The organism is Janthinobacterium sp. SUN206, from assembly GCF_030587305.1.
In the GTDB taxonomy this organism is placed as follows: Bacteria; Pseudomonadota; Gammaproteobacteria; order Burkholderiales; family Burkholderiaceae_D; genus Janthinobacterium; species Janthinobacterium kumbetense.
In genome coordinates this window covers 375257-396445 of record NZ_JAPWIB010000005.1, presented here as the reverse complement: position 1 = coordinate 396445, position 21189 = coordinate 375257, and the positions used below count along the sequence as shown (strand labels likewise).

The window sequence follows — 21189 nt, the reverse complement described above, 5'->3', positions numbered from 1 at the left end:
TTATTGTGCGGGCGCGGGAGCTTCCGCCGTCTCGATCGCCTCGATCCATTGCTGCCGCGCGTGCTGGGCGTTCGCGTACACGCCCTCGATGGCGGCGCCGTCGTTCGCGGCCAGGTGGGCGCGCAAGGTCGTCAACTGCGCCAGGTAGGCATCCAGTTCGTGCAGCAGCGCCGGCTGATTGGCCAGGCTGATGTCGCGCCACATTTCCGGCGATGAGCCGGCGATGCGCGTAAAGTCGCGAAAGCCGCTGGCCGCGTATTGAAACAGCAGGCCCGCGTGCGGTTTGTTGGCGATGTCGTCGACCAGCGCAAAGGCAAGCAAATGCGGCAGATGGCTGACGGCGGCAAACACCTTGTCATGTTCTTCGGGCGTCAACGTGTGCAGGATGGCGCCGCAGGCACGCCAGGCGGCCGCCACGCGCTCGACGTCGTCCGCGGCGTTTTCCGCCAGCGGCGTGAGCACCACTTTCTTGCCTTGATACAGATCAATGATGGCGGCGTCGGGACCATTCGTCTCGCGCCCCGCGATCGGGTGGCCGGGCACGAACTGGCCCACCTTGCCGCCAAGCGCCGCGCGCGCGGCCGCCACCACGTCGCTCTTCGTGCTGCCCCCATCGGTGACGATGGTGCCGGGCTGCAGGTGCGGCGCGATGGATGCCAGGATGGGACCCGTCTGCGCCACGGGCGCGGCCAGCAGCACCAGGTCGGCGCCATGCAAGGCTTGCGCCATGTCGCCGCCGATTTCGTCGATGATACCCAGTTCGAGCGCGCGCACCATCGACGCGCGTGAGCGGCCCATGCCGACTACGGTTTGAACCGCGCCCGCGTGTTTCAAGGCGCGCGCGAACGAGCCGCCGATCAGGCCTACGCCAAAAATGACGACCTTCTTCAGTGCAGGCGTCGTCATGGCGTCAAGCCAGCGCTTTCGTCAGCGCGGCGATGAAGATGGCGTTTTCCTGCGGCAGGCCGATGGAAATGCGCAGCCATTGCGGCAAGCCATAGCTGCCCACGGGGCGCACGATCACGCCCTGTTTCAGCAGCGCCAGGTTCACGCGCGCACCCGCTTCATCATCGTCGCCCACCTTCACCAGCACGAAATTGCCGTGCGACGGCACGTATTCCAGGCCCAGTTGCGCAAACGCTTCCGTAAACTGCTGGTAGCCGGCCGCGTTGTTGCGCGCGCTTTGCTCGAGGAAGGCCTTGTCGTTCAGGGCGGCGATCGCAGCCGCCTGCGCCAGCGAATTGACGTTGAATGGCTGGCGGATGCGGTTCATCAAATCCGTCAGCACCGGCTGGGCGATGGCGAAGCCGATGCGCAGGCCGGCCAGGCCATACGCCTTCGACAGGGTGCGCGAGACCACCAGGTTCGGATACTGGCGCACCCACGCCGTCGACTCGTACTGCTCGTCGGCCGACAGGAATTCGTTGTAGGCCTCGTCCAGCACGACGACGACATGCGCCGGCACTTTCTGCAGGAAGGCTTCGAGCTGCGCCGCCGTCAGGAAGGTGCCGGTCGGGTTGTTCGGGTTGGCGATGAAAATCAGACGCGTGTCGTCGGCAATCGCCGCCGCCATGGCGTCCAGGTCATGGCCATAGGCTTGCGCCGGGACGACGATGTGGCGCGCGCCCAGGCCTTGCGTGGCCAGCGCGTACACGGCGAACGAATACTGCGAGTACACGACGGATTCGCCATGCTGCACAAACGCGTGCGCGGCGATTTCCAGGATGTCGTTGCTGCCATTGCCCAGGGTGATCCAGTCGGCCGGCACGTCATAGCGCTTCGACAGCACGGCTTTCAAGTCGAAGCCGTTGGCGTCCGGGTAGCGGCCCAGGTCATCGATGGCGGCGATCATCGCCTGCTTGGCCGATTCCGGCATGCCGTACGGGTTTTCATTCGACGCCAGCTTGACGATGGCTGCCTCGTCGAGGCCGAATTCGCGCGCGACTTCCGCGATCGGTTTGCCGCTCTGGTAAGGGGCGATGGCGCGGACGTATTCTGGACCGATATTTTTAGACATGGTGTTCTTTAAAAAAGTGGGTGATTGTAAGAATAGCTACAGCTTCACAGGCTGACAGGATATGACCCCAGCACCTTGAAAAACGCCGCATTGCTTTGCAGCTCGGCCAGCGCCTGGGCGACGGCTGCGTCGTGCACGTGGCCCTCCACGTCGACATAGAAATAATACTCCCAGCTGCCCATGCGCGCCGGGCGCGACTCGAAGCGCGTCATCGACACGCCGTGTTTCGCCAGGGGCGCCAGCAACTGGTACACGGCGCCCGCCTTGTTCGGCACGGCCAGCACCAGCGACGTCTGGTCCTTGCCCGACGGCGCCGTCTGCAAGGTGCCGACGACGGCAAAGCGCGTGCGGTTGTGCGGGTCGTCCTGGATATGGCCCTTGACCACGCCCAGCTTGTACTGCGCGCCCGCCAATTCGCTGGCGATGGCCGCCACCGTGCCGTCTTCGCCGGCCATGCGGGCCGCCTCGGCGTTCGACGCCACGGCATGACGCGCGATGTGCGGGTAATTCTGGTTCAGCCACACCTGGCACTGCGCCAGCGCCTGCGAATGGGCGCAGATGGCGGTGACGCCATCCATGTTGCCGCTCTTCGTCATCAGGCTGTGGTGCACGGCGATCGCCACCTCGCCGCTGATGATAAGGCTCGTCTGCAGCATCATGTCCAGGGTGCGGTTGACGGCGCCTTCCGAGGAATTTTCGATCGGCACCACGCCGAAATCCGCCGTTCCCGCCTCGGCGGAACGGAATACTTCGTCGATGGACGCGCATGGCAAGCCTTCCACGGCGCTGCCGAACTGCTGGTACACGGCCTGTTCGCTGAAAGTGCCCGCCGGGCCAAGGTACGCCACAGTGACCCGTTTTTCCAGCGAGCGGCAGGACGACATGATTTCGCGGAAGATGGTCTGCACTTCGCGGTCGCCCATGGGGCCGGGATTGCGTTCGGCCACGCCGCGCAGCACCTGCGCTTCGCGCTCGGGGCGGAACACGGGCGCCTGCGTTTCAGCCTTCACGTGGCCCACTTGCTGAGCGATTTGCGCGCGGCGGTTCAGCAGTTCGAGGATTTGCGCGTCGATCGCATCGATCTGTTCGCGCAGCGGTTTCAATTTATCGGTCATGGTTGGTTTGTTTCGTCAGCTGTACTTCAATCATGGCCGCGCGGCCTGCGCCGGCGGCGGGCCGGCGCGGTCGTCTAGGCGACTCAGCGTCCGGCAAACTCGTTCAAATAGTTGACCAGGGCTTGCACGCCCTCGATCGGCATCGCGTTATAAATCGATGCACGCATGCCGCCGACGGACTTGTGGCCCTTCAGTTGCAGCAGGCCGCGCTGTTTTGCGCCGGCCAGGAATGCGTCGTTCAGACTTTCATCGCGCAGATAGAACGGGATGGTCATGCGCGAGCGGTATTCTGGGGCGACCCGGTTCTGGTAAAAGTCGTCCGCATCGAGCGCCGCGTACAGCAGCGCCGCTTTCTCAATATTACGCTGTTCCATGGCTGCAACGCCACCCTGGCGTTTGAGCCACTGGAAAACCAGGCCGGCGATATAGATGCCGTAGGTGGGCGGCGTGTTGTACATCGACTCATGTTCGGCCACGATGCTCCAGTCGAAGGCCGACGGGCAGATCGGCAGCGCCTTGCCCAGCAAGTCTTCACGCACGATGACCAGGGTCAGGCCGGCCGGACCGATATTTTTCTGCGCGCCGCCGAAGATGACGCCATATTGCGATACATCAATAACGCGCGACAAAATGTGCGACGACATGTCGGCCACGATGGTGGTCCCTGCCGGCACGTTCGGCGCCTGCTGGAATTCCACGCCGTCGATGGTTTCATTGGTGCAAATGTGCAGGTAGGCGGCGCCCGGCGTCAGCTGCCATTCGGCGACCGGCGGCACGCCCGTGAAACGGGCGGCCTTGGACGACGCGGCCACGTTGACGTTGGCGTACTTGGCCGCTTCCTGGATCGACTTGCCGGACCACGAGCCCGTATGCACGAAGTCTACGGTGGCCGGCTGCTGCGCGGCCAGGCCCACCAGGTTCATGGGAATGATGGCGTTCTCGCCCAGGCCACCGCCCTGCAGGAACAGGATCTTGTAGTTCTCGGGCACGGCCAGCAGCTCGCGCAGGTCGGCCACTGCCTGCTGGTAGATGGAAATGAATTCGGGACCACGGTGGCTCATTTCCATCACCGACATGCCACTGCCATGCCAGTCCTGCATCTCGGCAGCTGCTTGCGCCAGCACTTCCTTGGGCAGGACGGCGGGGCCGGCGGAAAAATTGTAGATATGGGTCACGATACGGTCCTTGGCAAAATGGAAATCTTATTGGGGCGACTGCGTGGCCGCCCGCATGACCTGGTCCAGCACCGCATTCACGCGCGGGATCAGCACGCGCTGGCTGATGGCCATCGATTCGGCTGACAGTTGCGGCATGGTCGCCAGCATCTTGCGCCCCAGCGGCGTCTTGTAGAAGGTCGTCAGCTGCTCGACTTCGGGCACCGTGTAAAAGCGCGCGTACAGGGGCACCATTTCGGCGGCCAGCTCGTCGATCAGGGTCGGATCGGCAAGCACCTGCGTCAGGGTGGCGATGGCCAGGGGGATTTCTTCCTCGGCGCTGGCCAGCGCGCGCGCCTTGCGCTGCTCGTCCAGGTTCGGGTTGCTGCTGATTTGCTGCTGCGCCGACTGGCGGATCATGGCCGGCACCGATTGCAGCATCTGGTCGAAGATGTTGCGCGTCAGTTGCGGGAACTGCATCGCGTCGAGCATGCGCCGCACGGCCACCTTCATGGCGGGGCTGGGCGCCGCCTGGCGGGCGGGCGTGGCTTGCGTGCTCTGGGCCAGGGCCGGCAGGGTCGCAAGGAAGGCCAGCGAAAACGCGGCGAAGAAGGTGGCGACGATTTTTCTCATGGCATGCGGGACTTTACAAAAGCGGGGAACTATCTGGGGGTACGCAGGCTGGCGCCGCAACCGGCACGCCAACAGCAATTGGGGCTCCCGAAAGAGCCCCAATCATCTTACTCCGGCTGCGCCGGGTCGACAGGATCGGCCGGTTCAGCCGCTGCCGGCGCGGCCGCAGCCTCCTGGCCCGCCTCCGTCGTCAGCTCGACTTCGTCGATATCCGTCTCCACCACGCGCTGCAGGCCGGACAGCTTGGTGCCGTCTTCCACGGCGATCAGGGTCACGCCCTGCGTCGCGCGGCCCATCTCGCGGATTTCCGACACGCGGGTGCGGATCAATACGCCACCGGTGGTGATCAGCATGATTTCATCACTGGTATCGACCAGGGTCGCGGCAACCACTTTACCGTTGCGCTCACTGGTCTGGATGGCGATCATGCCTTTCGTGCCACGGCCATGGCGCGTGTACTCGGTGATCGGCGTACGCTTGCCGTAGCCGTTTTCCGTGGCCGTCAGCACCGACTGCTGCTCGTTCTCGGCCACCAGCAGGGCGATCACGTGCTGACCTTCTTCCAGGTTCATGCCGCGCACGCCGCGCGCCGTACGGCCCATCGGACGCACGTCGTTTTCGTCGAAGCGCACTGCCTTGCCCGAATCGGAGAACAGCATCACGTCGTGCTGGCCGTCGGTCAGCGCCGCGCCGATCAGGAAGTCGCCGTCGTCCAGGTCGACCGCGATGATGCCGGCCTTGCGTGGATTGCTGAAGTCCTTCAGCGGCGTCTTCTTGACGGTACCGAGGCTGGTCGACATGAACACGTAATGGTCTTCCGGGAACGTGCGGTTCTCGCCCGACAGCGGCAGGATCACGGTGATCTTTTCGTTGTCCTGCAGCGGGAACATGTTGACGATCGGCTTGCCGCGCGAATTGCGCGAGCCTTGCGGCACTTCCCACACCTTCAGCCAGTACATGCGGCCACGATCCGAGAAGCACAGGATGTAGTCGTGCGTGTTGGCGATGAACAGCTGGTCGATCCAGTCTTCCTCTTTCGTCGCCATGGCTTGCTTGCCGCGGCCGCCGCGCTTCTGCGCGCGGTATTCGGTGATCGGCTGGGCCTTCATGTAGCCGGTGTGCGACAGGGTCACGACCATGTCCTGCGGCGTGATCAAATCTTCCGTTTCCAGGTCGGTCGCGTTCAATTCGATCTGCGAGCGGCGCACGTCCTTGTTGCCGGCGCCGTATTCGTTCTTCGCCGCCGTCATTTCGTCGGTGATGATGACGGTGACGCGTTCCGGCTTGGCCAGGATGTCGAGCAAGTCGGCGATGTGTTCCATCACGTCCTTGTACTCGTTGACGATCTTGTCCTGTTCCAGGCCGGTCAGGCGCTGCAGGCGCATTTGCAGAATTTCCTGCGCCTGGTCGTCCGACAGCTTGTACAGGCCATCGCCCTGCATGCCATAGTGCTTCGGCAGGTTTTCCGGACGGTAGGCGTCGATGCCGCCTGGCGTCGAGCCGTCGCCCGTGCGGGCCAGCATTTCGCGCACGACGGACGAATCCCAGGCCTTGGCCATCAGCTCGACCTTGGCGATCGGCGGCGTCGGCGCGGCCTTGATGATGGCGATGAAGTCATCGATGTTGGCCAGCGCGACAGCCAGGCCTTCCAATACGTGACCGCGTTCGCGCGCCTTGCGCAGTTCGAACACGGTGCGGCGCGTCACCACTTCGCGGCGGTGCGACAGGAAGCATTGCAGCATCTGCTTGAGGTTCAGCAGCTTCGGCTGACCATCGACCAGGGCCACCATGTTCATGCCGAAGGTGTCTTGCAACTGGGTCTGCTTGTACAGGTTGTTCAGCACCACTTCCGGCACTTCGCCCCGTTTCAGCTCGATCACCACGCGCATGCCCGACTTGTCGGATTCGTCGCGGATGTCGGAAATGCCGTCGAGCTTCTTGTCGCGCACGTTTTCAGCGATGCGTTCCAGCAAGGATTTCTTGTTGACCTGGAATGGCAGCTCATCGACGATGATGGCGATGCGGCCGCCATCCTTGCCGTATTCTTCGAAGTGGGTCTTGGCGCGCATGACGACGCGGCCGCGGCCCGTGCGGTAGCCGTCGCGCACGCCGGACACGCCATAGATGATGCCGGCCGTCGGGAAGTCCGGCGCCGGGATCAGCTCGATCAATTCATCGATCGTGCACTCGGGGTTGCGCAGCACGTGCAGCGCGCCGTCGATGACTTCGGTAATGTTGTGTGGCGGAATGTTCGTCGCCATGCCGACCGCGATACCGGACGAGCCATTGATCAGCAGGTTCGGGATACGCGTCGGCAAGACCGTCGGTTCCTTTTCCTTGCCATCGTAGTTGGGCTGGAAGTCGACGGTGTCCTTGTCGATATCGGCCAGCAGCTCGCTGGCGATCTTGTCCAGGCGGCACTCGGTGTAACGCATCGCCGCGGCGCCGTCGCCGTCGACGGAACCGAAGTTGCCCTGGCCATCGACGAGCATGTAGCGCAGCGAGAAATCCTGCGCCATGCGCACCAGCGTGTCGTAGATCGAGGCATCGCCGTGGGGATGGTATTTACCCATGGTTTCGCCGACCACGCGGGCGCACTTGACGTAAGGGCGGTTCCACACGTTGTTCATTTCATGCATCGCGAACAAGACGCGGCGGTGCACTGGCTTCAAGCCATCGCGCGCATCGGGCAAGGCGCGACCGACGATCACGCTCATGGCGTAATCGAGGTAGCTCTTGCGCATCTCTTCTTCGAGGGAAATAGGAATTGTTTCTTTTGCGAATTGATCCATTGGCGGTTCGACTGATCTCAGGCTGTGGTTAACTTATCTGTTACGCAATGTATGACGCAATACTGCATATCCTGGGTGGCTGTCGTCGTGGACGCCGCGCCGCGCGCTGCTGGCGCGGCCCGGCTTCCATGTCGCAGAGTGCCGGAACAAATCGGCGGGCTGGCGGCACGGCCAGTACGTGCACCGCAGTGGTACGAGCTGGCCATGCAGTGCCGCCGTGGGCATTTGCCCGACACTCTTAACAGTCAAGCGCACGATTTTAGCATGCGCGCCCAGCTACCTGTACAAATTGGCCATACCAACAAGATTGGCAGTTTGCACGGGAGCCGTGCAGCCTGACCTTTCGATAATGCACAATGGCAATACCAGTTCAAGACACCTGCCCTTAAAAGAGGCAAAAAAAGCGATCAATTGTTACAGACGCGTTACAAATGGGCATTTTCGTTGCGCAAAAACAACGCGCGGTCTAAAATCGGGCAAGCTTTGATTTAACCACGGTCGTGCGCCCCTGATGCGTGTGGCAAAATGACTGGGAAGTTAATTGCTAGTTTCGCAATCTGAAACGAGCGCATATGGTCTACATGATAAAATCTTGGCACGTAGCACCAGTAGCGCAGTGTTGTTCTGCGGATATCACCCCCCGAAAGGAAAAAAGAATGAATAAATTTGTAACGCTGTTTTTCGCTGCATCCGCAGTGATTGCTGGCTCGGCTTCGGCCCAAACCCCAACCTCCCCACCATTCGCGCCAGTTACCACTGACATCAAAGCACCAAGCCCAAAAAGCGCTTACGTGCAAGATGCCCGCGGCGTGATCGTGCGTGACCCATTCGGCCTGTGCTGGCGTACCGGCTACTGGACACCTGCTGACGCAGTGCCAGGTTGCGACGTGCCACTGTGCGTAGAGCCAGAAACCCTGCAAGACGGCAAATGCGTGGCTCCTCCAGCACCAGTCGTACCAGCACCGGCACCAGTCGTTGTCGTACCAGTACCAGTCGTCGTTGCTCCTACCTCGGAAAAAGTCAGCTTCGCTGCTGATGCATTCTTCGATTTCGACAAAGCTACGCTGAAGCCAGAAGGCAAAGCCAAGCTGGACGAGCTGTCCGCACAACTGGGCGGCATCAACCTGGAAGTCATCATCGCTGTGGGTCACACCGACTCCGTCGGCACCGATGCTTACAACCAAAAACTGTCGGTACGTCGTGCTGATGCTGTCAAAGCCTACCTGGTCACCAAAGGCGTTGAAAGCAACCGCGTGTACACCGAAGGCAAAGGCGAGAAACAACCTGTTGCTGATAACAAAACTGCCGAAGGCCGTGCGAAAAACCGTCGCGTGGAAATCGAAGTTGTTGGTACCCGCAATAAGTAATAGCTGAACCCCTGGACTTGCCGCAAGTCATCGCGCAAGTCAAGAACAGCATGAAAAACCCCGCCACGGCGGGGTTTTTTTTCGTCCGTGGCTGCCCAATTGTAAAATTGCCGCTATTATTCGACCTATGAACGCCGACCCTCTCGAAATCCAAAAATTCAGTGAGCTGGCCCACCGCTGGTGGGACCCCACTTCCGAGTTTCGTCCCCTGCACGAAATTAACCCCCTGCGCCTGGAATGGATCAATGCGAAAGTGCCGCTGGCCGGCAAGCGCGTGATCGACATCGGCTGCGGCGGCGGTATCCTGGCCGAATCGATGGCCCGCAAGGGTGCCGACGTGACGGGCATCGACCTGTCCGACAAGGCCTTGAAAGTGGCCGACCTGCACAGCCTGGAATCGGGCGCCAAGGTGCGCTACAAGCTGATCGCCGCCGAAGCCATGGCCGAGGAAGAGGCAGGCCAGTACGACGTCGTGACCTGCATGGAAATGCTCGAGCACGTGCCGGACCCAGCCGCCATCGTCAAGGCTTGCGCCGCGCTGGTGAAACCGGGCGGCCACGTATTCCTGTCGACCCTGAACCGCAACCCGAAAGCGTACCTGTTCGCCATCCTGGGCGCCGAATACCTGCTGCGCCTGCTGCCGAAAGGCACGCATGACTATGACAAATTCATCACCCCGTCCGAGCTGTCGCAATACGTGCGCAGCGCCGGCCTGGACGTCAACAGCATGCGCGGCATGGGCTACAATCCGCTGACCAAGATTTACTCACTTAATAGCGATACCAGCGTCAATTATCTGGTGGCCTGCACCCGGCCGCTGTAACCATCACGCACAATACAAGGCGGCTGCGGCCGCCATTTTTCATTCCTACTTGACACACTTTGTCCGCCATGATCACTGACCATCTGCCAGCCCCGCGCGCCATCCTGTTCGACCTCGACGGCACCCTGGCCGACACCGCGCCCGACCTGGCGGCGGCCATCAACCTGCTGCGCGCGCGCGCCGGCCTGGCGCCGACCCCGTATGACGTCCTGCGCCCCACGGCCTCGGCCGGCGCGCGCGGCATGATAGTCGCGTCCTACGGCATCGGCCCAGGCGAAAGCGGCTACGAAGCCCTGAAAGACGGCTTTCTGAACAATTACGAAGCGGCCCTGGCCGTGGAAAGCCGCCTGTTCGACGGCATCCCCGCCCTGCTGGAAGGCCTGCAAGCGCTGGGCCTGGCCTGGGGCGTGGTCACCAACAAGGCCGCCCGCTTCACCGACCCGCTGGTGGGCCAGATCGGCCTGGGCGCCGCCGGCTGCGTGATCTCGGGCGACACCATGTCCCACCCGAAGCCGCACCCCGCCCCCCTGCTGGAAGCGGCGCGCCGCCTGGACCTGGCGCCGGCAGATTGCTGGTACGTGGGCGACGACCTGCGCGACATCCAGGCCGGCCGCGCCGCCGGCATGCGCACGGTGGCCTGCGCCTGGGGCTACTGCGGCCCCGTCGAACCGCAGCACTGGAACGCCGACCACCTGCTGGATACCCCGCATGCGCTGCTCGAGCTGGTCAGCGCGGTAGTGAAGGCGGCGCAGGCGCGGCAATTGGCGGCATAAATCGGCCTGCGCTTGATCTGGCACACCAGCAAGCGAATGCACCATGCAAGAGTGGGCAGATTGCGCTACAATGAAGGTTCTGTGGGGACGACCTGGTTTCGACGTGGGTTGCAAAGCAGCGCAGGGCATACCGAGGGCGGGCTACCTCGTAAATACAACCTGAAAAAACTTAACTGCAAACGATAACTCGTACGCACTGGCAGCTTAATCGCTGTTAGCTCTAGAACACCTCGTCCCTGGGGTGGGCCGTCAAAAGCTCTAGAGTCATTTACAGGGACTCGTCGTATGCTGGGTTACTTAGCGTCCGACTAAATAATAGGTAACTCGCTTGCCCATAACGTGCACATCCGTGCTGGCTGAGTTAAATTAAATGATAGTGCTAAGTATGTAGAACTGTCTGTGGAGTGCTTGCGGACGCGGGTTCGATTCCCGCCGTCTCCACCACTGAATAAATAAAAAGGGCTTCCCCGTTTTGGCGGGGAGGCCCTTTTTGTTTATTCCATGCATGCAGAACGCGGGCGTCGAATCCGCGTCCGGTACGGGCGCGGGGGTTTTGCGGGACTTCGGCGAGCGCAGCTCGGTGCCGCAAAACCGGGTTGCGCTTGCAAGCGCAACCCTTTCCGATTCCTCTGACTAGCTTTTGCGCCGCAGGCGGTTTTTCCTAACGACAACATGGACCGTTCAGGCCGCGTCCAAATGGCAGACCTGACCCTCGCTCGCAAATGGCGGACATGGCGCTCACACCCATTGTATTGGCGAGAACCATTACTAAACCGTTTGACAAGCCTACACCTGGCTAAGCTGCAGGCCGCTGGATTCGCCGGCAATGCGGCCATGGCAACATAATCCGCAGCCAGCACATGACTGCAAATTGTGCTGCCTAGAAATTTTTAATCTTGAATTTGCTTCTATAGGGAAATAATCTGGAATCACCATTCGTCTTTGACTGAGAAGCAAATATTGCCTTGAGGATCGGTGTACTATGATGCAAACTGCAATTTATTGGACAATTAATGTCACGCACATGTGGCCTTACCCCCAAGAGCGAAAGCATAATGGCTACCAAAAAATATTCAATCAGAAGCGAAGGCGACACTAAATGAGTCACAGGAATTTTGAACCGTTAGCCGCCGAAGCGCTGACCACCTTTGCAGAAATCTCCGAAGGCGCTACGCAAAAATTAGCTACTTCGGTAAATATATCTGCTGATAGCTTTGCTAGCGGCAATACATTGACCGGCGCGCAGGCCTATCAGAATTTGAATGACATTGGCCAAATAAATCGAGAAGCATGGAGAGAGCTAAGCGGAGAACCTTCAATTGCTCGCTTGGTGTTGAAAGCTGAATCTGGGCAAGAGTTGGTGATCTATATCACCCGCAACATCAGTATCAACCTCGCTTCTAACAAGCAGGTTGCCAGTTATAAGTCGGCTATTGGACGTCTCGCTGAACTCCCTGTGGGTGAAGATGCCAGCATAGTCCTTCAGGGGCGGCCGCAAGTTTTTTCAGTAATTGAAAAAACCAGCTTCCGACCTGGCATGACGGACAACGGTTGGGATTCATTAGATAGCCAATACCGTCATGTAGACCTAGGCGTGTTTTCCATAGATTCGCTACGTTCGCTGCTGATTGCTCGAGGAATCGATGCGGTTGATGAACTGGACAAGTTGTTAGAGAAGGCCGCGACGGAAAATGGAGTGCGGGCTGGTATTAGTCATCAAGTCCGTACGGCCATGGGCCTGCGTGATCAGCCTATTCTTGACCAATTCCAAGGCGAAATTTTTCGTTTGCCATTGGATAGTCAATTGATTATCCTTGGCCCCCCTGGGACAGGGAAGACCACGACGTTGATAAAGCGGCTGGGACAAAAACTCGATATTAGCAACTTGGACGAAAATGAACGTCACGTCGCTGACGTATCTGGCCAAAATAAGCCGCACGCAAGTAGTTGGTTGATGTTCACTCCTTCCGAATTGCTGAAACATTACTTGAAGGAAGCTTTCAGTCGAGAGCAGGTGCCCGCTTCCGATGAGCACATAAAGACATGGACTGCCTATCGTAGTGATATCGCTCGCAATACCCTCGGAATTCTGAGAACAGCTAATGGTGGGAAATATACGTTTAAGCCGGAGATGCAAAATCTAGCTCCTGCAGTAACACTCGACCCGCGGGGATGGTACCAGGCATTTAGCAATTTTCATGATAATCGCCTGAAGATCCAGTTGAAGGAAGGGGCAACTATCGTTTTAGAGTCAGCACCTGCCACCGGCAAAGAGATAGCGCAGGAACTTCAGCGTTTAGTGAAGAGACTGGATGGTCGCGTTTGGGTGGATATTTACCGAGATCTAGATAAGCAAGAAATACGACTTAAAGTTTCTCTAGATGAATCCAAGGAAATTACCGACCAGCTGCTCAAACAAGAACGTAATCGCATATTCAATGGAGATAAAGAGGTCTTCCATCGGCTGGCGCTATTTCTTGAAAGCATCCAACAGGACGATGACGAGGCTGATGAAGATGCTGAGTTTGATGAAGATGATTCTGAAACAAGCGTGAGCTCTAGTACCGGTGACATTCAAAACGCTGTTAGAGTCTATCTCGCCAGCCTTAGAGCACTTGCACGAAGCCGTTATCGTAAACGTAGTCTGCCTAAAGATTCACGCGCAGCAAAGATTGTGCCGTGGTTAGGTTCCGCATTGCCCCCCGAAGCCGTATTGTTGGAAATTGGCCAGCGCACTAGTTTTCAGAACGGATTGCGTCGATTTATAAATGCCTTTAGGAGATATGTTACCGATGTTTCTTCTAGCTATCGATTGTTTCGCAAGGAGACAAGCGATTTTAAGGAGTTTTATTGCGAGGCAGCGTCCAATCCTTCGCATTTATCCGTAATGGAGTTGGATGCGATCGTACTTTTGATGCTAAGAAATTGCCGGGCTTTATTGTCACAGTCTTTTATTGACAGGGAGTTAGACGCGCCTCGATTTGAAATATTGAGAAACTTGGCAAGGTTATTCAGGAATCAGATCATGGTGGATGAGGCCACGGACTTCTCAATGCTAGAGTTGGCATGCATGGAAAGTATGACAACACTCAAGGGCCGTTCCTTTTTCGCTTGTGGTGATTTTAATCAACGGATTACCCATACTGGTGTGCGTACTATGGAGCAGATAGATTGGGTGTCGGCCCGTATTTCTGCGAAATCTATCAACCTTGTTTATCGGCAGAGCCGTGCGCTAAACACTTTCGCAGGAGATTTACTGCGAATTTTGGATGGCGACTTAAGCGCGCTTGGCTCATTGCCGAAAGAAAGCACTCATGAGGGTGTTAAACCGGTATTACTGGAGCGAGCAAGTGAGGACGAAGCCGCCGCCTGGGTAGCGCAACGTATAGCGGAGGTGGAGCGAGCCGTTAAGAAAATGCCCACAATTGCCGTACTGGTTAATAAAGAAGACGACGTTAAACCAATGGCCGAGCGATTAACCGGCTATCTCGAAACGGTAAATCTTAAAGCGGTAGCATGTGAGGAAGGTAAGGCGCTTGGTGAGGGCACTGATGTTCGGGTTTTTTCTGTTCAACACATTAAAGGGCTGGAGTTTGAGGCGGTATTTTTTGTTGGTATAGATCGCTGCGCTGAGCAAAACCCAAAATTATTTGATCGTTACTTGTATGTTGGTGCTACCCGTGCGGCAACTTACCTGGGTATGGTTTGCTATCACGGTTTACCGTTGAAAATGAAAAGCTTGGCAGATAGCTTTGACAAAAAATGGTAATTACATCAACCGTCTAAGATGTCTCGAATTTCTCACCAGATCAACCGTGCATTATTTTTTAATATTTTTTGCTTGATTAGATGCCTAGGGGAGAAAATGGCAAATTCACTTGAAACTGTGAAATTACTCCCAAAAACTTGTTCGTATGACGTCCAATGCAATGCAAGCGAAAATTTATGGGTTATTTTTTTGGGGAGAGGGGCTTGCTAGCACAACTCTCTCCGATTCTTTTGGCTAGCTCTTGCGCCTCAGGCGATTTATCCTAGCACGAAGGTGGCCCGGCAAGCCACGCCGGCGGCGAGAAAAAAAATAGCAAGCAAGACTACAAACACGGCCAGCGAGCCATATTCAGCAAAGACAAGACCATCAAAGTAACCAAGCAGCAATGCCACCTGATCGGGCACAATATCGAGGCATTGGCAGAGAAACCCAAACCATGAAAATTGCTCGCCTGCTTTCCTCCAGTTTCCTCGTGCTAGCAGTGGCCCTCGTCGCCTATGGTCTTTTCGGCCTCTCCCGTTTTGCCTGGTACACGGGCGCATACTATGATGAGCGCATGATCTTGTTCGACCACGGCTTCTATCCTTTTGCGTGGGGTATCGCGCTGCTGCTGATGGGACAAATCGCCCGCTTGCACCATCGTCGACCGGCCATGCTTCTCGCCGCGGGTGCCGCACTGTTGCTCCTTGTCTGGAAACGAGCAACCGTGCCCGGTGCCATCACCAATCAGCAACTTTTCCCCGATCCAGCTTTACTGGAGGGAATGATTGTTACCGCTGTCGTGGTCTTCGTTTTGGCGCTGATAGACCGCCCCGTCGAACAAGCCATCCGCAAAGCTCTTGCTCGTACCCGGTGACCGGTCGCCCCCATTACTCCCCACACACCGCCCCGCCCACCGCTCCCCCGATACTCAAGCCCGTCGACAAATCGAAACCAAAATCACAGCGATAGCCATCTTTCGGACGATGCCGGCACAGCAGCATGTCACGATTGCGAAAGCGTATTTGCGGGTCGGGGCAGCCATCGCGCATATCCGGCCCGATGGCGTCAAACATGTCCTTTGCAGCGGCTCCCGTCAAACGAAACGCAACTTTGGTATCGCCCGCAACCGGTGCCACGGCATCGTCGAGATATGCGCCATAAATCGCGTACGCCCCTGAAAAATCCTTTTGCACGAATTCCCATACGGCCCTGGCCTGGTGCGCCAACAACAAGCACAGTAGCGCGACGAATAGCTGGCTGGCGCGCCTCAGCATACGGAGCCGCCGATACTGCGTCCGCTCAGAAGGTCAAAACCGAAGTCGCAATGGTGCCCATCACGGGGATGATAGGAGCAGCGCACTTCCGCCCGCTGGCGCAGGCGATATTCGCCATCCGCGCCGCACGCATTGCGCAAGTCCGGCCCCATCGCATCGAATAGCTGCTTTGCCGCCTTGCCATCGATCCAGAATGCAATGCGCTTGTCTTTACCGGTCGACGGTTGCGGATCGCTCAGGCCTCCGCTATAGATGGCATAGCGGCCTTTGAATGACTGGTAAGAAAATAACCATTTGGGAGCGGACTGAGCCATGGCCATAGCAACGACAAGGAGCGGAAAAACAGCGAGAATGCGTTTCATGTCATCCGTCCCGCTACTTAATCGTGACGTGAAAATGGTCGTCGTGATGTATGAGTGGTCTTATCCGGGGGATAGTAGGGTCATTAAAATAAATAACTTGGACAAAGCTGAATTCAAAAAATATGCGGATTAGCTGCGCCGTTGCATCGCGATGCATACTGCCTGTCAAACCTTGTTGCGCATTTTATTGACGATGTCTCGCGCCGCAGTAATTGGCGAGAATCTTCGCATGATCGCCCAAAAATGCACACTCGACAATTTTTGCCGTAATGCATTCCCGAAGCATTGCGAAGGATCAAATCCCTGTACGTTAATGGCGTTATCGCTAATTGCAGCCATGACATTGAACAAGCGCAAGATCGCGCAGTGCCACGTTGAGACTAAAGAACCTCCCCCAGCAAATATCCCATCGCCCTCCGATACTTCTCCACCCTCTCCAAGTCCTTCCGCGTCGGCGCCCCTATCCTCGACAAATCGCTATTCTCGGCCAGATCCGCCAGCTTGACGGCCTTGCCGACCGGATTCAGGGCTGCGCGGGCGATGAAATCCTCGTACGACTCGCCCTCGATCTTGGTCACGGCGCGCACGCCGTCGATGACTCCCCGGGAAAATCCTTCGCGCGCCAGGTCGTCGAAGGTGATTTTTCCATCGCTGTCTTCCACCACATCATGCAGTACGGCGACAATTTGCTGGGCGCCAGGGGCGACGCGCAGCATGACGCGCAAGGGGTGGAGTATGTATGGCGCGCCGCCCTTGTCCGTCTGGCCGGCATGGGTGGCGGCGGCGATTTCAATCGCGCGTTCCAAGGTGCCGCGTCTTGCGTGTTCACTCATGTTTACTCCTTGTTCACTCCACGTTGGTTGCTGACCCCGTTGTACGCCAGCCGCGGCGCTGCAAATGGCAAACGCTGCTGCACAGCAAGGCTGGCACCAGTAAATTGAGCACCGGTATCAGCATCAGCAAGCACAGCAGCAGACCCAGGGCAAAGATCGCCGGACGCTGCGCGCGGCGCAACGCCGCTTGCTGTTCTGCGCCGAGCACGTCTTCGGCCGCCGCGCCGTAGATCATCCGGACATTCCAGGCCAGCAGGTACGAGACCAGCACGCCCATGGCCCACACGGGAATCAGCAGGGAAAGCAGCAGCAACAGGCGCCGCCAGACGGGGCGCGGGGCGGGCAGCTCCAGGCCGGCCGGAGGTTGCCACGGGGCATAGCGGCGTGCCGCCACAGCCTTGGCCCGTTCCAGCAACAACCAGCGCAACGGCAAACGCGCCGTGCCGATGGCGCCGACGATAAAGACCATGACATAGAACAAGGTGGCCAGCGCCAGCAAGGCCAGGGCGATCTGGCCGACCGACAGCAGGGCCTTGGCGGCGCTGCCCAGGCCGCCGGCGATATTGCCCATCTGCGAGAGCGTGGCAGGCCCGTTGGCCAGTGTCCCGACGCCATCCATCACGCCCAGGCCCAGCAAGCCGGTAACCGACACCAGCGCCAGCATGGCGCTCAGCTCGACAAAAAAACGGCCGAAGCAACCATACAGCCCCAGCCACAGGGCCACGACCGCCATGCACCACAGCGCGGAGCGCCACCACAGCCCCGCATGACGCGCATCGCGCACTCCCAGGCCGATGCACGTGAAGGCTTCCCGCCAGGCCAGCAGCCAGGTTTGCAATGTTTGTGTCACGCTCAGGCGTACTCCGCAATGAAGGGGCGGATACGTCGATCCGGATGTTGCCGATTGTACATGGATCAGCCTGGCGCACGCGCCCCGCCCTCCGCCGTCAGCAATCGCTATCGAAACGCAAAAGCAGTCGCGGCCCGCTCGGCAGGTTCGCAAGGCGAGGCATAACAGACTTGATTTCTGCCGGATGCCTTGGCCTTGTACAGTGCCGTATCAGCAAGTTCAACCAGTTCGACCGCCTGGTTTTCCAGGTGCGTCGGCATGAAAGCCGCCACGCCGACGCTGACCGTCACCACGCCAAGGGGATTTCCCCGATGCTCGACGCCCAGCGATTGCGCTGCCTGGCGAACACCTTCCGCCACCGCCAGGGCGCCCGGCAAATCCGTTCCAGGCAATAAAATGACCATTTCCTCGCCACCATAGCGTGCCGCCAGGTCGCCCGGCCGGCGCATGCTGTAGCCGACCACTTTGCCGATTTTTCTCAGGCACTCGTCGCCGGCCACATGGCCATAGATATCGTTGTATTGCTTGAAGAAGTCGACATCGATCAACACCAGCGCAAGCGAGCCGTCTTCACGCTGTGCACGGCTGAACTCGGCAAGCAGCGACTGGTCGAAGTGGCGCCGGTTCGCCAGCCCCGTCAAGCCATCCTGGTTGGCAAGGCGGGCCAGGGTTTCATTGATCAATTCCAGCTCATTGCGCGCCTCGAGCAATCCAGCCTCGCTCTTGACCCGCAAATCGATTTGCCGCACCACGCGGTATCCGATGAAGGCAATCAGCAGCACCAGCACACCACCCACCGCGTTCTGCAAAATCGTGTCGAGACGCCACGAAGCGAGAACTTCATCCTGTGACAGTGCGGCAGAAACCACCAGCGGGTATTCCTCGACCCTTCGATAGCTATTGATACGCGTCACGCCATCGACGCCCGACTTGATCACGGCCGTGCCAACGGGACTTTTGGGCAAATAATCGTGGAATACGGGGAATTGCGAAATATCGCGTCCCAACAGGCTTTCATCGAAGGGCCTTCGCAATAAAAGAATGCCTTTTCCATTCGCAATGAAAATGGCGCCTTTTTTCCCTATCGAAAAGCGTTCATAAAACAGCCTGAAATAATTCATGTCGATGGTCGCCAGCGCCACGCCGCCGAAACTTCCGTCGGGCATATTGATTCGCCGCGATACCGTGACTATCCATTGCCCCGTTGATTTGCTGCGCACGGGAGGTCCGACATAGGGCCCCCGGTCCTCATGCGTTCGATGGTAGTTGAAATAATCCCGATCAGAATTATTCAGATTGCTCAACAGCGTTTTCTGCGAATTCACGAGCCAGCTGCCATCCCTCGCATAGATGAAGATGCCGTGCAACTGGCGCAGCTCGGCGACACGGGCGACCAGCAATTTGTGCACACGGGCCAATTCGCTATCGGAAACACCGTCTGTTTCCACCCGCTCCACCAGTCCGACCAGCACCGTATCAGCTTCCTTGATGGTGTCATAGGCATGCTGCGCAACAGATTGCGCCAGATTGGCGCTTTCGCGGGCCGCCTCACTCAGCTGTACTTCCCGTGCGCGCAAGGTCATCCAGAACTGGATCGCCAGGAGCGACAGGCACACCAGCACGACAAATGAGATGGCCAGCGGCAGCAAGGAAAAACCACGGAAACCTGCTCCCAACAAGCGTGGCGGCAAGCTGCGTGACCTGATCATGGCGACACTCCCGGATTGACATGCCGCAAAGTGTGCACCAAATAGGCAGCAACATACTCACACATCGTCACAAACAAGATACAAAAAAATTACCACTGCACTTGCCAGGGAGCATGGATGAAGAATCACTTTGCCTGCTGCGCCATTGTGCTCGCTCTTTTCTCAACGGCACATGCGGCTGACAGGCAGCGCCCACTCTACCGCCGGCTCAACGGCACGTATTCCCCCGGCAAGCTGGCCACCTCCAGCGCATCGGCAAACGCCAGCAAGAACTTCGCCGGGCCATGGTCCGACACCAGCAGGGAGGCACCCTTGTGGCGCAGCAGTTTCAAGACTTCCTGCTGGTGCGCCTGGTATTCGCTGGAGTGCCCGTAAAACGTTTGATACATCTCAAGGGTTTCCATGGCCTTGGCGGCCAGGATGAATTCGGGTTTGTCCATGATGTCTCCTCGTTGTCAGTACTGCCAAAACCACGAAAAAAACCTGCAAGACGTGCGGCCCATGCCGGTCGCACTGCATTGCGGCAACCACATCCGTATTTCCATCATACGCCTCAACCCGGCCATTGCGCCGTCCTGTCGCGCATCTTTTTCCATTCCGCCCGTCCTGCTACGTTACCGTGCATCCAGACCTGCGCCATTCCTCGCGTGCGCGCTAGCCGCACGCTCCCGCACATGGCATCATGCGCGTTACCCATTCACTCTGGCGACACATGGACCAATATCACTTCCTCGTTGGCGAATTCAAGAAAAATACCCCCTTCATTGCCGCCGCGGCCAGCGCGCAGCTGTTCGCCTGGTTCGCGCACATCGGCGAACCCGTCGAGCGCTACGGCAACAAGCGCGGCAAGATCGTCAAGTTCTCACAGCGAAATTACGAGAAGATGCTGTTCGCGCCAGAGACCGACGGCATCGGACTGCTTTCGCCGCGCATCGTGCCGCCCGACGAAGCTGACGAGGCCGTCAACTGCGACGCGCAAGCCATGTATTCATCGGGCTCGGAGCTGGTTCTGTCCATACGCGCCAGCAAGCTTGCGCTGATGCCGTTGTTCGACGGTGCCCGGGCCATACCCGGCCTGTTTGAGCATTGCGAATATGTGTACTGCTACGCTGAAACGCAGGGCTATGGCACCGGCTACGCACTCGGCTACCGGCAGATCGATGAAGCCCATCCGATGACCTTTGGCACTCCTTGCCCCGCAAATAACTGGGCCGCCATCAAGCGGCGCGGGCTGCTAGATTCGCACCTGCGCGATGTATATCCCATCAACGGTTTCACGCAAGCCAGACTGGATGCGCTGCCGCCCGAGCGCCGGCAAGCGCTGCGCGACGCGATGCAGGCGTATGGCCGCTGCGAGGAGCATGCCGGCTTGACTTTCTGGTACCTGCCGCCCGAGGAACTGGACGCCGCCCGCACCGCGCTGAACGCACACGCCATGCTGGGCGCCTATATCAGCCACCGACACCCATGAGCACACATCTATCGCTGCACTGCTATCTGCAGGACGCCGCCGCCGAGCGGCCCCTGCCCTGCTCCGACGTGACCATCCAGGCCGACCCGGCCACCCTGCGCGCCATCGCCCATTTTCTGCTGGCCAGCGCCGACACCTTTGATCAGGCGCAAGACCGGGCCGGCATGCACGCCCATCTGCAAGACGAATGGGACGGCTGGCAGGACGACTTCCCCGACCTCGTCGTGGTCGCGGCCTAGGTGGCGGCCTAGCCCGGCGCCTGCGT

Annotated in this window: 19 protein-coding genes and 1 other RNA gene; 8 read left to right on the top strand and 12 right to left on the bottom strand. The window is 58.8% G+C overall.

Features of this window, described 5'->3' with window-relative positions; translation table 11 throughout:
- From O3300_RS25105 to gyrA, 6 genes are all read right to left on the bottom strand, one after another.
- Nucleotides 1-906, bottom strand: a complete 906-nt coding sequence (locus O3300_RS25105; protein WP_251349949.1) for a prephenate dehydrogenase/arogenate dehydrogenase family protein — start codon at nt 904-906, stop codon at nt 1-3.
- A gap of 4 nt (nt 907-910) precedes the next feature.
- A complete protein-coding gene (gene hisC / locus O3300_RS25100) occupies nt 911-2017 on the bottom strand; it encodes a histidinol-phosphate transaminase (protein WP_289906213.1) in 1107 nt (368 codons plus the stop codon).
- Between the two features lie 44 nt (nt 2018-2061).
- Nucleotides 2062-3132, bottom strand: a complete 1071-nt coding sequence (pheA, locus tag O3300_RS25095) for a prephenate dehydratase (RefSeq protein WP_077400751.1) — start codon at nt 3130-3132, stop codon at nt 2062-2064.
- Nucleotides 3133-3215: 83 nt separating this feature from the next.
- Nucleotides 3216-4307 (bottom strand): 3-phosphoserine/phosphohydroxythreonine transaminase, encoded by a 1092-nt coding sequence (gene serC / locus O3300_RS25090; RefSeq protein WP_289906214.1) that lies wholly within the window; start codon nt 4305-4307, stop codon nt 3216-3218.
- A gap of 27 nt (nt 4308-4334) precedes the next feature.
- On the bottom strand, nt 4335-4919 hold the full coding sequence (locus O3300_RS25085; protein WP_251349946.1) for a DUF2059 domain-containing protein: 585 nt from the start codon (nt 4917-4919) through the stop codon (nt 4335-4337).
- Nucleotides 4920-5026: 107 nt separating this feature from the next.
- On the bottom strand, nt 5027-7711 hold the full coding sequence (gene gyrA, locus O3300_RS25080) for a DNA gyrase subunit A (RefSeq protein ID WP_251349945.1): 2685 nt from the start codon (nt 7709-7711) through the stop codon (nt 5027-5029).
- Between the two features lie 656 nt (nt 7712-8367).
- Here gyrA and ompA point away from each other — a divergent pair.
- From ompA to O3300_RS25050, 6 genes are all read left to right on the top strand, one after another.
- Nucleotides 8368-9078 (top strand): outer membrane protein OmpA, encoded by a 711-nt coding sequence (ompA, locus tag O3300_RS25075; protein ID WP_034782001.1) that lies wholly within the window; start codon nt 8368-8370, stop codon nt 9076-9078.
- Between the two features lie 127 nt (nt 9079-9205).
- Nucleotides 9206-9901: a bifunctional 2-polyprenyl-6-hydroxyphenol methylase/3-demethylubiquinol 3-O-methyltransferase UbiG gene (gene ubiG / locus O3300_RS25070; RefSeq protein WP_077400739.1), complete on the top strand. Its 696-nt coding sequence runs from the start codon at nt 9206-9208 to the stop codon at nt 9899-9901.
- Nucleotides 9902-9969: 68 nt separating this feature from the next.
- Nucleotides 9970-10674 carry an HAD family hydrolase gene (locus tag O3300_RS25065; RefSeq protein WP_305054426.1) on the top strand — a complete coding sequence of 235 codons (705 nt, stop codon included), beginning with the start codon at nt 9970-9972 and terminating at the stop codon, nt 10672-10674.
- Between the two features lie 83 nt (nt 10675-10757).
- Nucleotides 10758-11118, top strand: a transfer-messenger RNA (tmRNA) gene (gene ssrA / locus O3300_RS25060).
- Between the two features lie 655 nt (nt 11119-11773).
- Nucleotides 11774-14443, top strand: a complete 2670-nt coding sequence (locus O3300_RS25055) for an ATP-binding domain-containing protein (protein WP_305054425.1) — start codon at nt 11774-11776, stop codon at nt 14441-14443.
- Between the two features lie 436 nt (nt 14444-14879).
- Nucleotides 14880-15299: a hypothetical protein gene (locus O3300_RS25050; protein ID WP_099665155.1), complete on the top strand. Its 420-nt coding sequence runs from the start codon at nt 14880-14882 to the stop codon at nt 15297-15299.
- A 13-nt stretch (nt 15300-15312) separates the two neighbouring features.
- On the opposite strand, the gene O3300_RS25045 is transcribed toward O3300_RS25050, so the two are convergent.
- From O3300_RS25045 to O3300_RS25020, 6 genes are all read right to left on the bottom strand, one after another.
- Entirely contained in the window at nt 15313-15699 is a 387-nt protein-coding gene (locus O3300_RS25045) for a hypothetical protein (RefSeq protein WP_305054424.1), read from the bottom strand.
- A complete protein-coding gene (locus O3300_RS25040; protein ID WP_305054423.1) occupies nt 15693-16061 on the bottom strand; it encodes a hypothetical protein in 369 nt (122 codons plus the stop codon). The genes O3300_RS25045 and O3300_RS25040 overlap by 7 nt, the downstream gene beginning before the upstream one ends.
- A gap of 380 nt (nt 16062-16441) precedes the next feature.
- On the bottom strand, nt 16442-16894 hold the full coding sequence (locus O3300_RS25035) for a GTP pyrophosphokinase (RefSeq protein ID WP_305054422.1): 453 nt from the start codon (nt 16892-16894) through the stop codon (nt 16442-16444).
- Nucleotides 16895-16907: 13 nt separating this feature from the next.
- Entirely contained in the window at nt 16908-17744 is an 837-nt protein-coding gene (locus O3300_RS25030) for a hypothetical protein (RefSeq protein ID WP_305054421.1), read from the bottom strand.
- A 107-nt stretch (nt 17745-17851) separates the two neighbouring features.
- Nucleotides 17852-19453 (bottom strand): sensor domain-containing diguanylate cyclase, encoded by a 1602-nt coding sequence (locus O3300_RS25025; RefSeq protein WP_305054420.1) that lies wholly within the window; start codon nt 19451-19453, stop codon nt 17852-17854.
- A 197-nt stretch (nt 19454-19650) separates the two neighbouring features.
- Complete coding sequence (locus tag O3300_RS25020; protein WP_099665161.1) at nt 19651-19893, bottom strand: hypothetical protein; 243 nt, start codon at nt 19891-19893, stop codon at nt 19651-19653.
- A gap of 272 nt (nt 19894-20165) precedes the next feature.
- On the opposite strand from O3300_RS25020, the gene O3300_RS25015 reads away from it, so the two are divergent.
- Together O3300_RS25015 and O3300_RS25010 are read left to right on the top strand one after the other, a co-directional pair.
- Entirely contained in the window at nt 20166-20924 is a 759-nt protein-coding gene (locus O3300_RS25015) for a hypothetical protein (RefSeq protein ID WP_305054419.1), read from the top strand.
- Nucleotides 20921-21163, top strand: a complete 243-nt coding sequence (locus O3300_RS25010; protein ID WP_305054418.1) for a hypothetical protein — start codon at nt 20921-20923, stop codon at nt 21161-21163. Before O3300_RS25015 ends, O3300_RS25010 begins: the two co-directional genes overlap by 4 nt.
- Nucleotides 21164-21189: the final 26 nt, after the last annotated feature.

Bases quoted from the DNA above. Each gene is read 5' to 3' on its own strand.
- hisC (WP_289906213.1), bottom strand. From the start codon at position 2,017: ATGTCTAAAAATATCGGTCCAGAATACGTCCGCGCCATCGCCCCTTAC.
- O3300_RS25085 (WP_251349946.1), bottom strand. From the start codon at position 4,919: ATGAGAAAAATCGTCGCCACCTTCTTCGCCGCGTTTTCGCTGGCCTTC.
- gyrA (WP_251349945.1), bottom strand. From the start codon at position 7,711: ATGGATCAATTCGCAAAAGAAACAATTCCTATTTCCCTCGAAGAAGAG.
- O3300_RS25010 (WP_305054418.1), top strand. From the start codon at position 20,921: ATGAGCACACATCTATCGCTGCACTGCTATCTGCAGGACGCCGCCGCC.
- pheA (WP_077400751.1), bottom strand. From the start codon at position 3,132: ATGACCGATAAATTGAAACCGCTGCGCGAACAGATCGATGCGATCGAC.
- O3300_RS25055 (WP_305054425.1), top strand. From the start codon at position 11,774: ATGAGTCACAGGAATTTTGAACCGTTAGCCGCCGAAGCGCTGACCACC.
- ubiG (WP_077400739.1), top strand. From the start codon at position 9,206: ATGAACGCCGACCCTCTCGAAATCCAAAAATTCAGTGAGCTGGCCCAC.
- O3300_RS25065 (WP_305054426.1), top strand. From the start codon at position 9,970: ATGATCACTGACCATCTGCCAGCCCCGCGCGCCATCCTGTTCGACCTC.
- O3300_RS25045 (WP_305054424.1), bottom strand. From the start codon at position 15,699: ATGCTGAGGCGCGCCAGCCAGCTATTCGTCGCGCTACTGTGCTTGTTG.
- ompA (WP_034782001.1), top strand. From the start codon at position 8,368: ATGAATAAATTTGTAACGCTGTTTTTCGCTGCATCCGCAGTGATTGCT.
- O3300_RS25035 (WP_305054422.1), bottom strand. From the start codon at position 16,894: ATGAGTGAACACGCAAGACGCGGCACCTTGGAACGCGCGATTGAAATC.
- O3300_RS25050 (WP_099665155.1), top strand. From the start codon at position 14,880: ATGAAAATTGCTCGCCTGCTTTCCTCCAGTTTCCTCGTGCTAGCAGTG.
- O3300_RS25020 (WP_099665161.1), bottom strand. From the start codon at position 19,893: ATGGACAAACCCGAATTCATCCTGGCCGCCAAGGCCATGGAAACCCTT.
- O3300_RS25025 (WP_305054420.1), bottom strand. From the start codon at position 19,453: ATGATCAGGTCACGCAGCTTGCCGCCACGCTTGTTGGGAGCAGGTTTC.
- O3300_RS25105 (WP_251349949.1), bottom strand. From the start codon at position 906: ATGACGACGCCTGCACTGAAGAAGGTCGTCATTTTTGGCGTAGGCCTG.
- O3300_RS25040 (WP_305054423.1), bottom strand. From the start codon at position 16,061: ATGAAACGCATTCTCGCTGTTTTTCCGCTCCTTGTCGTTGCTATGGCC.
- O3300_RS25015 (WP_305054419.1), top strand. From the start codon at position 20,166: ATGGACCAATATCACTTCCTCGTTGGCGAATTCAAGAAAAATACCCCC.